This window comes from Acinetobacter sp. CY79, assembly GCF_059515845.1.
Genome location: NZ_JCAKMY010000001.1, coordinates 121,367 through 138,125, shown reverse-complemented (window position 1 = coordinate 138,125; position 16,759 = coordinate 121,367). Strand labels below are relative to the sequence as shown.

Genomic DNA, 16,759 nt, shown 5'->3' with positions numbered 1-16,759 from the left:
GGAGGGTTTTTTTGATTCAAAATGCTATGCGAATAATTAAATTATTCATTAGTATAAAACCATCTATCTATGGAATACAAAGCAATAAAATGAAAACAATAGGATTAATTGGTGGGATGAGTTGGGAGTCGACAGATTTATATTATCAAAAGATTAATCGGCAAATTCAAGCAAAGCGAGGTGGGCTAAATTCAGCGCAAATTATTCTGTACAGTGTCAATTTTCAAATCATTGAACAGTTTCAACGAGAAAGTAAATGGGATGAAGCTGCTACATATTTAGCGAATATCGCTCATAAACTAGAAGTTGCGGAAGTAGATGTGATAGGTTTGTGTACTAATACCATGCATAAAGTCGCAACTGATATTCAAAAACAATGTTCGATTCCTTTGATGCATATTGCAGATCCAACGATTAGTGCAATTCAAAGTCAAGCTTTAAAGAAAATTGGGCTTTTAGGGACTCAATTTACCATGGAGCAAGATTTTTATATTTCCAAGTTTATTGAAAAGAATATTGAAGTTATTGTTCCAAACTCTAAAGAAAGATTAAATGTTCATCAGATTATTTTTAATGAGTTGTGCCAAGGCATAGTACGAGCAGAATCCAAAAAAGAATTTCTTAAAATTATCCATACCATGATCAATGATGGAATAGAGGGCATCATTTTAGGATGTACTGAGATAGGCGTACTGATACAACAAGAAGATTTAAATATTCCTGTTTTTGATACAACAGAATTGCATGTTAATGCATTGGTGGCATTTGCATTAAATGAATCATAATTTTTGAGAGTCATTGATCAATATTTAAAAACTTAAATTCTTAAATAAAAAAACCAGTGACGAGTCACTGGTTTTTTTTGAACCAATTAGAAATTAGCTTTCTTGCTGAATACCAGCCACTAACCAATCCTGCGTTGAACCAGCAGGTTTAACAAAATGCCAAACTTCTGCAAATGGTTGAGGCAAGCTGTTTAAGTCTTCACTGACAGTACCTGTAAAACGCACGCTTACAACATACTGACCATTTTCAGTTGCAGTATCAGCAACCATCGCATTCAAGTTTGAAAACTCTGCAACATCTTGATCTTGGTTGGCCATGATGTCTTGATACATTGATGAATAAAGATCAGGTGTTAAATAACGCTGAATTTCAGTAATGTTGCTTGCAGTATTCATGGATTGAATATGGTTAAAACGCTGACGTGCAATACGCAAAAACGCAGCAGGTTCAGTACCATCAGGAAGCTGACTACCACTGTTGGTATAAGCCGAACCAAAAGGTGCGTTAGTTGCTGGAGCAGTACCAAACGGAGCATTATTTACTGGTGCATGGGCAGCAGTGTTACCACCTACGTTTTGACCGAAGATGTTGCTGTTATCGCCTGTAGAGCGTGGTGCATTGGTTTGACCAAATGGTGCAGATGTTGGACCTGCACTATTTGGTGCATACGGGTTATTCGCTGCTAATTTTTTTTTTGCTCCGAATTTACGGAAGATGAAGAATGCAGCACCAGCAATTAAAAGAATCCAGATCCAACTCGGGATCCCATCTTCTTCTTTTTGCTCTTCAGCGACTTGAGCTTGGCTTGTTGGCGCTGTATCGTCAGCCATCGCATTCGCAGCTACTGCACCAATCGCAGCACCTGCAACACCCGCAGCCACCATACCACCTACGCCTGGACCTGATTTTTGAGGTGCAGTCGCTGGAGCGGCAGGTTGTTGAGCTGGAGTAGCTTGACGAGGTTGTTGGTAAGATTGGCTAGGTGCAGCAGAACGGTTCATACCATGACTTTTACCGCCACCAGCACGTTTCGCTTCTGCAAAAGGAGCGACCAATAATGTTGCAGCTAAAATTGCTGTAACCAAACCACGCTGTCGAACTTCCATCTATTTCTTCCTAAACTTAATAAGTGAATTTGTTAGACTGTATATATGCAGTCTTTTTACTGTTTTTTCAATCAATATTCACAATATTTCAATAAATTTGTTTTTAAAATATTTTGCAATGATTAAGTGAGTTCATCAGTTAACTGCATGGCTTCATTGAGTGCTTCATGCAAACGTGCAACTGAAATAATTGTGACACCGCTAATACTTTTTTGAGGGGCATTGCCTCGAGGGACAATAATGTATTTAAAGCCATGTTTAATCGCTTCTTTTAAACGTTCTTGACCATTTGGCACAGGACGAATTTCACCTGATAGTCCAACTTCACCAAAAACTGCCAATTGTTGCGGTAGCGCTTTAGAGCGTAAACTGGATGCACAAGCCAAAAGCACAGCCAAGTCTGAACCCGTTTCTGTGATTTTTAAACCCCCAACCACATTGACATAGACATCTTGACCAGAGGTTTGAACGCCACCATGACGGTGCATCACAGCAAGTAGCATGTTTAATCGGTTTTGATCTAAGCCCAGTGCAACACGTCGTGGTTGTCCATGGGCGTCATCCACCAAGGCTTGAACTTCGACTAAAAGAGGGCGAGTGCCTTCACGACTGATCATCACCACTGAACCTGGAATGGCTTCATCATAACGACTGAGGAAAATGGCAGAAGGATTTGAAACCTCTTTCAATCCTTTATCCGTCATACCAAACACACCCAGTTCATTCACCGCACCAAAACGGTTTTTCACAGCACGAATCATTCGGTAACGTGAATCAGATTGTCCTTCAAAATATAGGACACAATCGACCATATGTTCTAAAACACGTGGGCCTGCTAAAGCACCTTCTTTAGTGACATGTCCAACAAGGAATAATGCGGTGCCACTGTTTTTGGCAAAGCGGGTTAATAGTGCGGCAGACTCGCGAATTTGAGAAACCCCACCCGGGGCAGATTGAAGTGTTTCGGTATACAGCGTTTGAATAGAATCTAAAATGGCAACCGCAGGGCGAACTTGAGCTAACACTTCACAGATACGTTCAACACATGTTTCAGCCATGACTTTTAAATGGTCTGTAGGAAGGTCTAAACGCTGTGCTCGTAATGCAACCTGCGAAAGTGATTCCTCACCAGTGACATAAAGCGCAGAGCTTTTTTCAGAAGCCATATGTGTTGCTGTTTGTAGCAAAATAGTAGATTTACCAATGCCAGGGTCACCACCAATCAACACTACCGAACCAGTAACCAATCCACCACCGAGCACACGATCAAACTCGCTGATTCCTGTTTGTAAACGAGTTTCATGAGATACAGAAATTTGATTGAGCGTGGTAATAGCTGAGGCTTGACCTGCATAGCCACCTGTTTTAGGTTGCGCTCGATGTGTGACCGCAGGAGCGATAGTAACTTCTAATAAGCTATTCCATGCACCACATTCAGCGCATTGACCAGACCATTTGGGATGATCTGCACCACATTGTTCACAGCGATAGACACTTTTAGCTTTAGCCATAGATTCAAAAAAAATAAAGCAAATTGGTTTTTACAGCATAGCGTTGAATGTTAGTGAAAACAAAGTCTTTCAATTTTAAAAAAGAAGATGGAGACAATCTATGTCGCTTTGATCAATTATGGCTGTCATCTCATAACATACGAACTATAATAGTGATTAGACTAATTTGAATGGAACACGTCATGCCACAATTACTGAAACATATTGATGCGATAGCGCGTGAAAAAAATCGTGATGTGTTATTTATTCATTTTGAGCATTATGAATTCAGTGAAGAGGGTGAGGAAGACACTGATTCAGTTCGAGATATTGTGATCGCTTGGCTTGAGGATCATGGTATTGGCTATGATCTATGCATGGGGTTAGAGCAAGAAGGTTTTGTCGATACTTATGCGGGAGATATTTATATTGATCTACCTTATGATGAATCTAACCCTGCATATCGTGAATTAAGTCTGTATTTAGAAGATGATCAAGGCAATATGATGATTGAGGGTGTTCTCTTCTTTGTTTTGTCATTGGAGCTTGCTTTGGAAATTGAAGCAGAGCGAAAAGTGTCTGAATTAGATGAACAACTTTGGGCGGGTAAGCCTTCTTAAAAAATAGTGATTTTAAACCGATTTAAGTTCTCTTAATTAAAAAAGCCACTTTTTAAAAGTGGCTTTAATTTAATACATTATAGTTAAGATTGTAGTTTTGGAGTCTGGTGTCGGCTTAGTACAGCTCGCCAGTTTTACGTCGAGCAATGAAGTCTTTTGATTCCTTCACAATCACACTAGAAAGAAGCAAGAGTGCGATACAGTTTGGTGCAGCCATTAAACCATTGAAGGTATCGGCAAATAACCAAACAAGATCAAGCGTCACAACACAGCCAATAAATACCGAAGCGATATAGATCAGGCGATAGATCAATACTGATTTTTCACCTAATAGATAGGTGCAACATTTTTCACCATAATAGCTCCAACCTAAAATGGTTGAATAGGCGAAGAAAATAATACCAAATGTCACCACCCAGCCACCAAAACCTGGAAGGAGTTGGTCAAATACGCTAATCGTCAGCACAGCACCCGTTTGATCACCAAAGCTATTTCCAGCCATGATGAATCCCATTACCAATACAATACCTGTGATTGAACAGACGATAATCGTATCTAGAAATGTTCCTGTCATAGAAACTAAACCTTGACGCGCAGGGTGATCTGTTTGTGCAGCAGCGGCAGCAATCGGTGCAGAACCCATACCTGCTTCGTTTGAAAAAACACCACGAGCCACACCGTAACGAATCGCAGCACCAATTGCACCGCCAGCAGCAGCTTCACCTGTAAAGGCATAGGTGAAAATCATTTCTAAGGCAGGAAGAATTAAATGGGTATTGTTTAAAATGATAATTAGACCACCAATGACATATCCTAATGCCATAATGGGAACAATGATTGACGAAGCTTTAGCAATGGTTTTGATACCACCCAAGATGACAAGTGCAGAAAATGCAGTAATGGCAATTGCAGTTATCCATGTTTCAATACCTAAACTATTCTCTACTGCTAGTGCTACTGTATTCGATTGAACAGAACTGCCAATACCAAAGGATGCAAGTGTTCCAAACAACGCAAAGAGCACAGCTAACCATTTCCATTTAGGGCCTAAACCGCGTTCAATGTAATACATTGGACCACCGTTCATTTCCCCCTTTTCATTTTTATGACGATACTTAACGGCAAGTACACCTTCTCCATATTTGGTTGCCATACCAAATAACGCCGTCATCCACATCCAAAATACAGCCCCAGGTCCACCCAAAACGCATGCCGTTGCAACCCCTGCAATATTACCTGTACCAATAGTTGCAGAAAGAGCAGTCATAAGGGATGCAAACTGAGAAATATCTCCTGAGTCTTTTTTATTGGGATGTTTTCCAAACACTTGTTTAAAGGCCAATGGCAACATACGGAATTGCCAAAACAACAGTCTAAAGGTGAGAAATACACCTGTACCCACAATGAGTACCAGCATGTAAGGGCCCCAAACCAGCCCACTTAAGGTTTCCATAATCGATTGTAATTGTTGCATCATTCATCCTTATTCTTGCTAATGTTATTAACCTTCTTCAAAGCAAGGCCTGTGCCACAACTTTGTTTTAATAGCGAAACTCCTTTCGCACTCTTATTTTTGATACTTAACGTATTCATTCTATTAGTTACATATCTATGATTATTTTTCAATCGATTTGTAGGTTGTATCCTTGATGAATCATCGAGCTGTAGCACAAAAAATAGAGGTATAAGAAAAAGGAATAATATTTTGCAAATAAAAAGAAAATTTAGATGGTCACAGATTTCTTTTTGCAATCATCAGTTTTTGGAGTAATTTGACGACTTGAGTACATAAGGTGAACTTAATAATGTCGGATCAAATAACAAATTCGCCTACTGAAGATGGTGATTTACAACGTAGTTTGTCAAATCGGCACTTGCAGCTGATTGCCATTGGTGGGGCGATAGGAACAGGATTGTTCATGGGTTCAGGGAAAACCATTAGCCTTGCAGGACCTTCAATTCTATTTATTTATATGATTATCGGTCTAATGGTTTTTCTCGTCATGCGTGCATTGGGCGAGCTATTACTATCAAACTTGCAATATAAATCGTTTATCGATTTTTCAACGGATCTGATTGGTCCTTGGGCAGGCTATTTTGTCGGATGGACGTACTGGCTGTGCTGGATCACGATTGGTATCGCGGATCTGTCAGCCATTATTTATTATTTACAGTTCTTTAATAATGGTTTGCCCTTTACGCCTCTAGAAGGGGTGTTGATTAGTGTTGCTGCAATCATTTTCATCACAGGATTAAACCTTGCAACCGTAAAACTCTTTGGTGAGATGGAGTTTTGGTTTGCGATGATTAAGATCATCGCAATTGTGGTATTGATTGCTGTCGGTGCATGGATGGTCTTTACAGGCTTTACATCTACTGCAGGCGAAGTCGCAGCATTTTCGAATCTGTGGAGTCATGGTGGCATGTTCCCAACAGGCTTGGGTGGTTTCTTAGCGGGCTTCCAGATTGCAATTTTTGCTTTCGTGGGTGTTGAGCTCGTCGGTACGACGGCCGCTGAGACCAAAGATCCTGAAAAGAACTTACCAAAAGCAGTGAACTCTATTCCAATTCGTATCATCATTTTCTACGTACTGGCACTCGTGATTGTGATGGCAGTAACGCCATGGAACAAAATTGATCCGTCGATCAGTCCATTTGTAAACTTGTTTAGCCAAGCCGGTATTGCTGCTGCAGCGATTATCATGAACTTGGTGGTACTGTCATCGGTCATGTCCTCTATGAACAGTGGTGTATTTTCAACGTCACGTATGCTGTTCGGTTTGTCTCGTGATGAACAAGGTCCTAAATCATTTGGTAAATTGAATAAGCGCGCAGTTCCTGCGAATGCTTTATATTTCTCTACCGTGTGTTTGCTGGCAGGTGCTGCACTTCAGTACTTTGTTCCAAATACAGTTGAAGCATTTACTTTGGCAACCACCTTGTCAACGATCTTGTTCATTTGTGTGTGGTTGATGATTATTTGGAGCTACATGGTGTATTACAAAACACGCCCTGAACTTCATGCAAAATCAACCTTTAAATTACCTGGTGGATTATTCACCTGTTGGATTGTGATTATTTTCTTTATTGGGATGATCTATGTTCTTTCACTTGAAGCGGATACTTTAAGAGCGCTGATGGTGAGTCCAATCTGGTTTGTGATTTTGATCATTGGTTATTATGGTTTCTTCAAAAAGCGTTTGAATAAATAAAACCAAGATGAAATAAGCTAGGTTCATTTCAATAATACTTTCAATAATACACAGATAAAAACGTCAGCAATGTGCTGGCGTTTTTTTTGACTTATCTTATAAACTCACTGCTTAAACACTTTGGTCGAAAGCTTGATCAATGTATACTTTCCAAAATTTATAGGATTGGGTGAACAGATGCGTATCGCCATTTGCAGCATGGGTTTATTGGCAACGACACTATTAATAGGGTGTGGGCAAACAGGTAATTTGCAGTTACCGACTGATCCGAATTACGATAAACGTGCTCAATACTTACTCTATAAAGATGGTGAAAAGTCAGTCAATGTGCAGCAAAGTGATGCCTTTCGAGCCACTGAAAAAGTTTCATTAGAAAATAAAGATTTAGATAAAGCAGACTTAGAACGCGCAGACAAGCAAGCTGCAGCTTCAGACCTTATTGAAACAAATTAATCTCTCGTTACCGCTTCATTGAAAGGATACATTCATGGGTTTTTCTCGTATTGAAGGTGTTTTGCACGCAGAACAATGTTCATTGGATCAACTTGCTCAGCAGTTTGGCACACCACTTTATGTTTATTCAAAAGCATCATTTGAAAAACATTATTTAGATATGGATCGTGCATTTAGCTTTATTGATCATCAAATCTGTTTTGCTGTGAAATCAAATTCGAATATCGCAGTATTGAATGTATTGGCTAAGCTTGGTGCGGGTTTTGACATCGTCACTGGCGGTGAGTTGGCAAGAGTTTTGGCTGCTGGCGGTGATGCATCTAAAATTGTATTTTCAGGATTAGGCAAGTCTGAAGCAGATATTCGTAAAGCACTTGAAGTGGGGATTGCATGCTTCAATGTTGAGTCTTATGCAGAACTTGATCGTATTCAAAAAGTAGCGGCTGAATTTGGCAAAAAAGCCCCAATTTCTCTACGTGTCAATCCAGATGTTGATGCAAAAACACATCCATATATTTCAACGGGTTTGAAAGAAAACAAATTTGGTATTCCTTCAGATGCTGTATTTGAAACTTATGCGTATGCAGCCTCATTACCTAACTTAGATGTTGTGGGTATTGATTGCCATATCGGTTCACAGTTGACTGAAACGCAACCATTCGTTGATGCGCTTGATCGTGTAATCGCAATGATTGATCGCTTGAAAACGATGGGTATTAGCCTCACTCATATTGATATTGGTGGTGGCCTTGGTGTGACGTATAAAGATGAAGTTCCACCTACAGTTGCTGAATATGCCAATGCAATGAAACCTGCTTTAGAAAAGTTAGGTTTAAAAGTGTATATGGAACCGGGTCGTAGTATTTCTGCCAATGCAGGTGTACTTGTGACTAAAGTTGATTTATTGAAACCCACCAATCATCGTAACTTTGCGATTGTCGATGCTGCAATGAACGATTTGATTCGTCCTTCTTTATACGAAGCGTGGATGGATATTCAAGAAGTAAATGCAAATAACACGACAGAGAAGAAAGAGTGGGATGTCGTTGGTGCAATTTGTGAAACGGGTGATTTCTTAGGTAAAGAACGCCAATTGGCAATTCAAGCCAACGATAACCTTGCGGTATTGGGTGCGGGTGCATACGGTTTTGTGATGAGCTCGAACTATAATTCACGCGGTCGTGCTGCTGAGGTCATGGTAGATGGTGAAGTTGCACACTTGATTCGTGAACGTGAAACAATTGAATCATTGTGGGAAAAGGAACGTTTATTACCTGCGGAGTAAATGACGATGTTATTAGAATTTACAAAAATGCATGGCTTGGGTAATGATTTCATGGTGGTTGATTTGATCAGCCAACGTGCTTATTTGGATACTATGACGATTCGCCGTTTGGCAGATCGTAACTTCGGTATTGGCTTTGATCAATTACTGATAGTTGAAGCGCCTGAGCATCCTAACGTTGATTTTAAATATCGAATTTTCAATGCAGACGGTTCTGAAGTAGAACAATGCGGTAATGGTGTGCGTTGCTTCGCAAAGTTTGTGCATGACCGTAAGTTGACCAACAAAACCAAATTTAAAGTTCAAACCAAAGCAGGCATTGTTGAACCTGAATTGGGTTTAAATGGTTGGGTTCGTGTCAATATGGGTATGCCGAAATTTTTACCGAATCAAATTCCATTCATGGCTGACCAGCCTGCGGATGTTTATGATATCACTTTGTCCAATAATGAAAGTCTGACGATTGATGTCGTGAATATGGGCAATCCTCATGCGGTCACCATTGTTCCTGATGTATTAAAAGCGGAAGTCGCAAAGATTGGACCGCAAGTTGAATCACATGAGCGATTCCCAGAGCGTGTCAATGCAGGCTTTATGCAAATTGTGGATGAAAACAATGTACGTCTACGCGTTTTTGAGCGTGGCGTTGGTGAGACTTTAGCCTGCGGTACAGGGGCTTGTGCTGCAGCTGTATCGGGTATGCGCCGTGGTTTATTGTCCAATAATGTGAAGATTGAGCTGGCTGGTGGGACTTTGCAAATCGAATGGAAAGAGGGTGATGTGGTTTGGATGACCGGTCCAACGGCAACCGTCTATGAAGGTCGATTGGATTTAAGATACTTTCAACCTGAGCAATAATGGATAACTGATGAGTTGTTGCTCTGAAAAGCGCTGATTCATCAGCGCTTTTTTATGCGCTCAATATTTCTATATATGCGAAAATTTATGGTTCGAAACGAATACTCTTCATTTAAACAAAAACTTCGTGAAGATGGATAGTTTGCTAAACTGTATTTCAATTTGATTTACTTAAAAACGAGGAGGGCTAAATGCAACAAGGCGCAATGCAATTGCTCTCTATATGGCTGAAAGAGCGCAAAATTCAAAATCAATCCGAACATACTTTAGATGCATATTTTAGAGATGTATCAGGCTTTATTGATTTCTGTTATGCCAAAAATCTTGAGTTAAATGCGGTTGAGGCTTCTGATTTACGTGAATATCTTACTTATAAAGTGGAAAATGATGGACTGAATTCAACCAGTTTACAGCGTCATCTCACCTCTATTCGTCAATTTATGAAATGGGCGAATGAAGCCAAACATTTACACATGAATCCTGTGAATGACTTTAAAATCAAACGCCAGTCTCGTCCCTTACCCGGGATGATTGATATAGACACAGTCAAACAAATACTGGATCAAAAAGCTCCAGAAAAACCTTTAGAACATCAACTTTGGCTCAGAGATAAGGCGATTTTAGAGTTACTCTACTCAAGTGGATTACGTTTGGCTGAAGTTCAAGGATTGAATATTCGCGATATTGATTTTAGTCGACAACTTGTGCGAATCACAGGTAAGGGGAATAAAACCCGTATTATCCCTTTCGGTTCAAAAGCTCGGGAGAGTTTAGTTGAGTGGCTTAAAGTTTACCAAATCTGGATGGGTAAGTTTGTTCAAGATTCTCCAGTTTTTATTAGTCAAAAAGGCAATGCACTGACACCACGACAAATAGAGAATAGGGTGAAGTTGCAAGCTCAGCGAGCAGGGGTAAGTGTAGATTTACATCCACATTTACTTAGACATTGTTTTGCCAGTCATATGTTGTCAAACAGTGGTGATCTTCGAGCAGTACAAGAAATGTTAGGGCATAGCAGTTTGTCGACGACACAAATTTATACGCAACTCGACTTCGATCGTTTGGCGCAGGTTTATGATCAAACTCACCCGCGCGCAAGTAAAGTTAAAGCCTAAATGAAATCAAAAATTTCAAATTTAAAAAATAGCATTGAGTGCATCTATTGTAAATTTATCACGAGAAAATAAGCTAAAGGATAATTGTTTTACCTAAAAGTCTACTGTATATGTTTTATACAGATTGAAGTGTTGTGGCAAAGTATGCTGCTGAGCTTTCAATCTGAATAAATGGACAGAATCTTCAATACATTAATTGGACTAGTTAGGCTTAAAAATGATTTCCGACATTCAAATAAAATATGAACAACTGAGTGCCAAGCAAAAAGAAATATTTGCGGGCTATGGTTTACGTCAGGTCAAACACTTTGTGGAAATTAGCCTACCCAATATAGAAGCCGTTTTACCTGATGGCGCAAAGGTTCAAGGAATTAATGGTGAAGGTAAAGTTCAAGCCATTAATGCGCAGAATAACAAAACCTATCTCTGGATTTCGGATCTTCAGTGGCAAGAACGAGCGATTTCTACAGGTAAAGTTGATTTAAAAGAAGATTTAATTGCAGTCTGGAAAATATTTGGTTTAGATCAGTATGAGTTGATTGATTTAAGTCATGTGCATCGTGACTTTTTAAATGAACTTTCTGTCTGATCACATGCAGAATCATTTATTAGGCGTTGCTGTTTTATATGTGAATTAGGTCAAATTCTAAAAGCATAGTTTTATTATGCTTTATGTATTGGGATTTTGAATTTTATACAGAATATGCGGGTTCAAAGCGCTCTTTTCATTAAGATCTGGGTGAATAAATGATTTTACTTTATTCATGCCTAAGCGTTTCATTAGCTTCTGAGGTGGAAGATTTGAGTGAGCTGTAAAAGCCACTATTTCATTGAGTTTTAAATCCTGAAAGCCAAAATCTAAACTCGCTTGTGCTGCTTCAAAAGCAAAACCTTGTCCCCAAGCTGAACGTTTTAAACGCCATCCAATTTCAGTGCATGGTGAAAAATCATATTTTGTAGGTTGATGATGTAAGCCTGTGAATCCAATAAACTCTTGCGTTTCTTTTAACGCTAAAGCCCAAAATCCCCAACCTTGAGCATCAATAAAACTTTGGATCAGATTTGCTAATTTGTGACTTTCAGGTTGGGTCAGAATATTTGGAAAATAACGCATGACTTCACTGTCTCGAGACATCTGTGTAAAGGCTGTTAAATCAGAATTATTCCAAGGTCTTAAGATGAGTCGATCGGTTAGGATTGATATACTCATCAGTAATTATCTGACTCAGATCTGATCCAGGGGTAATTGGAAACTTTGTTTAATAATTTGGCTAGGTAAGTCAGTTTTAACACTGGTAATCCCGTTTTTTTTGGTCAAATGAGCCGATTGGAATTTTCGGTAACTTTCCAAATCAGCAACTACAACTTTGAGCATTGCATCACATTCACCTAAAATAATATAGCACTCCATCACTTGGGGAAGTTCTTTCATCGCCTCAATAAACGTGTCAATCGTTTCGGCATCCTGACCGACCAACCAAATTCTTGAAAATAAAATCAGTTGTAAACCAATTTTTTGTGGATCGACAATGGTGGTGTAATTCTGAATGACGTGAGCCTCTTCAAGTAATTTCACTCGTCTGAGACAAGATGAAGGAGAGAGTCCAATTTCTTTAGCTAGATCGTTATTCTGAATTCGACCATTTTTTTGCAAACACCGAATGATACTTTTATCGATTCGATCTAATTTTACTGAAATTGATTTAGATATAATTTTCATAAATTAGAATTTAATTCGAAAAATAATTTTAATTATAGAATATTTTGAAATCCTATTTTACATATTTTCGCAGATACTATTTTTTCAATTTCAGTTGATTGAAAGGAAACAGAAATGTCTGTGTACTTACTCTTTGCGCTCATAATCATTCCTCTAATTTTTACTCCTGGTCCAGATATGCTTTTTATCTTGTCGCAAGTTATGGGTAAAGGTACAAAGGCAGGCATTATGGCGACGCTAGGCGTATGTTCTGGATATTTAGTTCATTCGATCTTGGTTGCTTTGGGTATCGCAGCGATTATTGTTTCGTTTTCTGTGTTCTTTGAAACGATTCGTTGGCTGGGGATCGCTTATTTACTTTTTTTGGCACTGACATTAATTAAATCCGTGTTTAGTCAAAATAAAATTATGATTGAAAATAAGCAAACCTCCTCACCAATCAAAAAAGGTTTTTTTACAGCTTTACTGAATCCAAAAGGGATGTTGATTTACTTTGCGATTCTTCCGCAATTTATGGATAAATCTGGCAATACCATTGCACAGGGATTATTGCTGTCTTTTATTTTTATTAGCTTGTGTTTGATTATTTATAGTGGATTAAGTGTGGGATTGGCTAAATTGACTCAAAAGACTGCTATCGATGTGAAGAAGCAAAAATGGATTGATGGCGGTTCTGGTGCATTGTTGGCCGGAGCTGCCACATGGCTGATGATGAACTAATCTATTTCCCTCTTAGTGAAATTGCAAATGAATTTAAAGGATATAAATTAAAACAGTACTTTAGTATAAAGTGCTGTTTTAATTTTAGCCGATAAGGTATACATTGAGTTTAGAAAAAAGAAATGTATCTTTTATGCAAATAATTGATTGAAAATGTCACTAGATTTTATTTTTTCTATCCGAATTGACAGTCTGACTCTCAGGTGAAATGGGTAATTTATTCTCTTAAGAAAGCTCAAATAACATGAGAAAAAATAAGATAAAGATCAGAACTTTTGATGAACTAAATCAAATAAAAAAATATTAAAAATCAATGTTTAAAATATAAATTAAAAATTTATAGATATGAACTAATTATTCAACAATTAAAATCTTTGAACGCACCGTTCAACTAAAAATACGCTTTTTTACAACTCTTTTAGTAATTGTGACTTGACCGAAATGCCAAACGCATTGCAAGATAGGACACCTAAAAAATTTGCATGAAGAGTTACTATAACTTTTCTAAACTTTTACTTTTGTTATAACAGCCGAGGATTACATGAAGGCTCTTGTTGCTGTAAAACGTGTGGTTGATGCCAACGTTAAAGTTCGCGTTAAAGCGGACAATAGTGGGGTAGATCTTACTAACGTTAAAATGTCGATCAACCCATTCTGTGAAATCGCTGTTGAAGAAGCGGTTCGACTAAAAGAAAAAGGGACTGTGACTGAAATCGTTGTTGTTTCAATTGGTCCTAAAGAAGCTCAAGAACAAATTCGTTCTGCAATGGCTCTAGGTGCTGATCGTGGTATCTTGGTTGAAGCAAATGATATTGAATTGGGCGCTTTAGAAGTTGCTAAAATTCTAAAAGGTATTGTAGAACAAGAACAACCAGAATTAATTCTTCTTGGTAAACAAGCGATTGATGATGACTCTAACCAAGTGGGTCAGATGCTGGGTGCTTTACTTGGCGCTGGACAAGGTACATTCGCTTCAGTAGTTAAAGTTGAAGGTACGAAAGTACAAGTGACTCGTGAAATCGACGGTGGTTTACAAACTGTTGAATTAAACACTCCTGCAATTATCACAACAGATTTACGTTTGAATGAGCCACGTTATGCTGCTCTTCCAAACATCATGAAAGCGCGTAAAAAACCGCTGGATACTAAATCTCCTGCTGATTATGGTGTTTCTGCTTCAACTAAACTTAAAACAGTTAAAGTTGAGCCACCAGCAGAGCGTAAAGCTGGTGTACAAGTGAAATCTGTAGATGAGCTTGTTGAAAAACTTAAAAATGAAGCGAAAGTGATCTAATACAGAAGGATAAAAATCATGAGTATTTTAGTTATCGCTGAGCACGACAATAAAGCACTTAACGGTGCAACACTAAATGTTGTAGCTGCAGCACAAAAAATCGGTGGTGATATCACTGTATTGGTTGCTGGTTCAGGTGCACAAGCTGTAGCTGATCAAGCAGCTAAAGTTGCAGGGGTAAGCAAAGTATTAGTTGCTGACAATGCTGTTTATGCGAACCAATTGGCTGAAAACGTTGCTGCACTAGTGGCCGATTTAGGCAAAGGTTATACACATATCCTTGCTGCATCGACTACAACCGGTAAAAACGTACTTCCGCGTGCTGCTGCATTACTTGATTCAAGTATGATTACAGACATCATTGCGGTTGACAGCGCTAAAACTTTCAAGCGTCCTATCTATGCGGGTAATGCGATTGCAACTGTAGAATCTGCTGAAGCGATCGTTATTGCTACAGTACGTGGTACTGCTTTTGATGGTGTTGCTGCTGAAGGCGGTTCTGCGACTGTTGAAGCTATCAGTGATGTTAAAGACGCTGGTATTTCTAAGTTTATTTCTGAAGAAATCGTGAAATCAGAACGTCCAGAATTAACAGCTGCTCGTATCGTGGTTTCAGGTGGTCGTGGTGTGGGTTCAGGTGAGAACTATCATACGGTACTTGATCCATTGGCTGACAAGTTGGGTGCTGCACAAGGTGCATCACGTGCTGCAGTGGACGCTGGTTTCGTACCAAACGACATGCAAGTGGGTCAAACAGGTAAAATTGTTGCTCCTGACTTGTATATCGCAGTAGGTATTTCTGGTGCAATTCAGCATTTGGCAGGTATGAAAGACTCTAAGGTGATCGTTGCGATCAATAAAGATGAAGAAGCGCCAATCAATGCAGTTGCTGACTACTGGTTAGTGGGTGATTTAAATACTGTTGTTCCTGAATTGGTTTCTAAAATCTAATTCTTTGGAATAACAGAAAGCCCTGTTATTTTGCAGGGCTTTTTTGTATTCTAAATATAATGAAGCCTAATGATAATTGTTATGTTATGTAATGTGAAGTAATTGATAAGATTGGGGAAATATGAATATTTAAGTATGTGGATAGCAGAATTGTTGTTCAATATAGTCTTAATAATCATAAATATACAACAGAGCATTCTGTTTTTAAGACATTATTTTTCTTATAGAAATACTCTGAAATATGATACTATTCGTCCTCATTTTTAAGCTTTACTCATTATTTAATCTATGAATGAGTGAGGGGTGACGATCTTGTTGTTAGATACGCGGCTGACTTGGCCTATTGCTTTTATCCTAATCTTAAGCTGTATATTCCCTGTAATAGAAGCATTTAATCTGTTAAGTTATCTAGCAATTTCAGTACGTTCCATTGAAAATATTCAAGCGATTCTTCTGCTGTCTTTTGCCATTTTCACTTTTGCATTTATGCGTCCTATTCAATTACAGAGTGGCCAAAAACAATTCTGGCTTTGGGCTGTGTGTTGGTGGTTACTGCTATTTGGTCGTAGTACCAGTTGGGGGCGTGATTATTTCCCGGAAGTCCCTAAAGGCTTTTTTAGAGCAATTTCGGTGGTACTCATAGGTTCAGTGTTATTTCCATTAATAAATGGTGTATTACGTCGTGAGATTGCACTCAAGTTTAAAACTGCATCTATTTCATTATGGGGTGTTGTTCTAGCTGTATCAGGTTTGATTATCTCGGATTCTATCGAACATGATCGGATGATCAGTGCTTTTTTTTTACATGATCAAGCACATAAAAATTTTGTAGAAGAGGTATTTGAGTTTCCTCTTATTTTGGGCTTGTTTATCGTCGCTTATGGTTTGATGGTGCAAGATAAGACAAAGTCGACCCAATAAAAAATATTGAATCATTTAAACCTCCGATAAAGGAGGTTTTTTTATAAATGGATGATCAATAATAATCAAATTTAGTGAATAATTTGATGAAAAATAAGGTCATTTCAAAAGCGATAAAAAAACTTAAAAATTTAAGAAAATTAACAAGATTAAGATCAATGATAAGACACAAGAAATTGACTTTTTGTGCTATAATATTTGGCTGAATTTTAGATTTTAACTCTTCAT

General features: G+C 38.5%; 17 protein-coding genes. 12 read left to right on the top strand and 5 right to left on the bottom strand.

The window, feature by feature from the left end; all coding sequences use genetic code 11:
• Window positions 1-11: 11 nt before the first annotated feature.
• Window positions 12-785, top strand: coding sequence for an aspartate/glutamate racemase family protein (locus AC5YCE_RS00675; protein ID WP_496170408.1), 774 nt, complete (start codon window positions 12-14; stop codon window positions 783-785).
• 93 nt (window positions 786-878) lie between these two features.
• Here AC5YCE_RS00675 and AC5YCE_RS00670 read toward each other — a convergent pair whose 3' ends face one another.
• Both AC5YCE_RS00670 and radA read right to left on the bottom strand, forming a co-directional pair.
• Entirely contained in the window at window positions 879-1,892 is a 1,014-nt protein-coding gene (locus AC5YCE_RS00670; protein ID WP_496170406.1) for a Tim44 domain-containing protein, read from the bottom strand.
• Window positions 1,893-2,014: 122 nt separating this feature from the next.
• Window positions 2,015-3,403 carry a DNA repair protein RadA gene (radA, locus tag AC5YCE_RS00665; protein ID WP_496170404.1) on the bottom strand — a complete coding sequence of 463 codons (1,389 nt, stop codon included), beginning with the start codon at window positions 3,401-3,403 and terminating at the stop codon, window positions 2,015-2,017.
• Window positions 3,404-3,585: 182 nt separating this feature from the next.
• Between radA and AC5YCE_RS00660 the strand changes: the two genes are divergently transcribed.
• A complete protein-coding gene (locus tag AC5YCE_RS00660) occupies window positions 3,586-4,002 on the top strand; it encodes a hypothetical protein (RefSeq protein ID WP_496170402.1) in 417 nt (138 codons plus the stop codon).
• 115 nt (window positions 4,003-4,117) lie between these two features.
• Here the strand turns inward: AC5YCE_RS00660 and AC5YCE_RS00655 are convergent, their stop codons facing one another.
• A complete protein-coding gene (locus AC5YCE_RS00655) occupies window positions 4,118-5,476 on the bottom strand; it encodes an alanine/glycine:cation symporter family protein (RefSeq protein WP_496125010.1) in 1,359 nt (452 codons plus the stop codon).
• Between the two features lie 331 nt (window positions 5,477-5,807).
• On the opposite strand from AC5YCE_RS00655, the gene AC5YCE_RS00650 reads away from it, so the two are divergent.
• The 6 genes from AC5YCE_RS00650 to AC5YCE_RS00625 all read left to right on the top strand — a co-directional run bounded on the left by AC5YCE_RS00650 (window position 5,808) and on the right by AC5YCE_RS00625 (window position 11,514).
• A complete protein-coding gene (locus tag AC5YCE_RS00650; RefSeq protein WP_496125009.1) occupies window positions 5,808-7,214 on the top strand; it encodes an amino acid permease in 1,407 nt (468 codons plus the stop codon).
• Window positions 7,215-7,391: 177 nt separating this feature from the next.
• Window positions 7,392-7,667, top strand: a complete 276-nt coding sequence (locus AC5YCE_RS00645; RefSeq protein ID WP_496170400.1) for a hypothetical protein — start codon at window positions 7,392-7,394, stop codon at window positions 7,665-7,667.
• Between the two features lie 34 nt (window positions 7,668-7,701).
• Window positions 7,702-8,952 (top strand): diaminopimelate decarboxylase, encoded by a 1,251-nt coding sequence (gene lysA, locus AC5YCE_RS00640; protein ID WP_496170398.1) that lies wholly within the window; start codon window positions 7,702-7,704, stop codon window positions 8,950-8,952.
• A 6-nt stretch (window positions 8,953-8,958) separates the two neighbouring features.
• Window positions 8,959-9,810 (top strand): diaminopimelate epimerase, encoded by an 852-nt coding sequence (dapF, locus tag AC5YCE_RS00635; RefSeq protein WP_496170396.1) that lies wholly within the window; start codon window positions 8,959-8,961, stop codon window positions 9,808-9,810.
• Window positions 9,811-10,031: 221 nt separating this feature from the next.
• Window positions 10,032-10,925, top strand: coding sequence for a tyrosine recombinase XerC (locus tag AC5YCE_RS00630; protein ID WP_496125067.1), 894 nt, complete (start codon window positions 10,032-10,034; stop codon window positions 10,923-10,925).
• 217 nt (window positions 10,926-11,142) lie between these two features.
• A complete protein-coding gene (locus AC5YCE_RS00625) occupies window positions 11,143-11,514 on the top strand; it encodes a hypothetical protein (protein ID WP_496125005.1) in 372 nt (123 codons plus the stop codon).
• 81 nt (window positions 11,515-11,595) lie between these two features.
• On the opposite strand, the gene AC5YCE_RS00620 is transcribed toward AC5YCE_RS00625, so the two are convergent.
• Window positions 11,596-12,135: a GNAT family N-acetyltransferase gene (locus AC5YCE_RS00620; RefSeq protein ID WP_496170394.1), complete on the bottom strand. Its 540-nt coding sequence runs from the start codon at window positions 12,133-12,135 to the stop codon at window positions 11,596-11,598.
• 15 nt (window positions 12,136-12,150) lie between these two features.
• On the bottom strand, window positions 12,151-12,645 hold the full coding sequence (locus AC5YCE_RS00615) for an Lrp/AsnC family transcriptional regulator (protein WP_496170392.1): 495 nt from the start codon (window positions 12,643-12,645) through the stop codon (window positions 12,151-12,153).
• Window positions 12,646-12,759: 114 nt separating this feature from the next.
• Here AC5YCE_RS00615 and AC5YCE_RS00610 point away from each other — a divergent pair, with 114 nt between their 5' ends.
• The 4 genes from AC5YCE_RS00610 (at window position 12,760) to AC5YCE_RS00595 (ending at window position 16,531) form a co-directional block, all read left to right on the top strand.
• Window positions 12,760-13,365: a LysE family translocator gene (locus tag AC5YCE_RS00610; protein WP_496170390.1), complete on the top strand. Its 606-nt coding sequence runs from the start codon at window positions 12,760-12,762 to the stop codon at window positions 13,363-13,365.
• Window positions 13,366-13,906: 541 nt separating this feature from the next.
• Complete coding sequence (locus AC5YCE_RS00605; RefSeq protein ID WP_496125001.1) at window positions 13,907-14,659, top strand: electron transfer flavoprotein subunit beta/FixA family protein; 753 nt, start codon at window positions 13,907-13,909, stop codon at window positions 14,657-14,659.
• 18 nt (window positions 14,660-14,677) lie between these two features.
• Entirely contained in the window at window positions 14,678-15,610 is a 933-nt protein-coding gene (locus tag AC5YCE_RS00600) for an electron transfer flavoprotein subunit alpha/FixB family protein (RefSeq protein ID WP_496170388.1), read from the top strand.
• 303 nt (window positions 15,611-15,913) lie between these two features.
• Window positions 15,914-16,531: a hypothetical protein gene (locus AC5YCE_RS00595; RefSeq protein ID WP_496124999.1), complete on the top strand. Its 618-nt coding sequence runs from the start codon at window positions 15,914-15,916 to the stop codon at window positions 16,529-16,531.
• The last annotated feature ends 228 nt before the right edge of the window (window positions 16,532-16,759 follow it).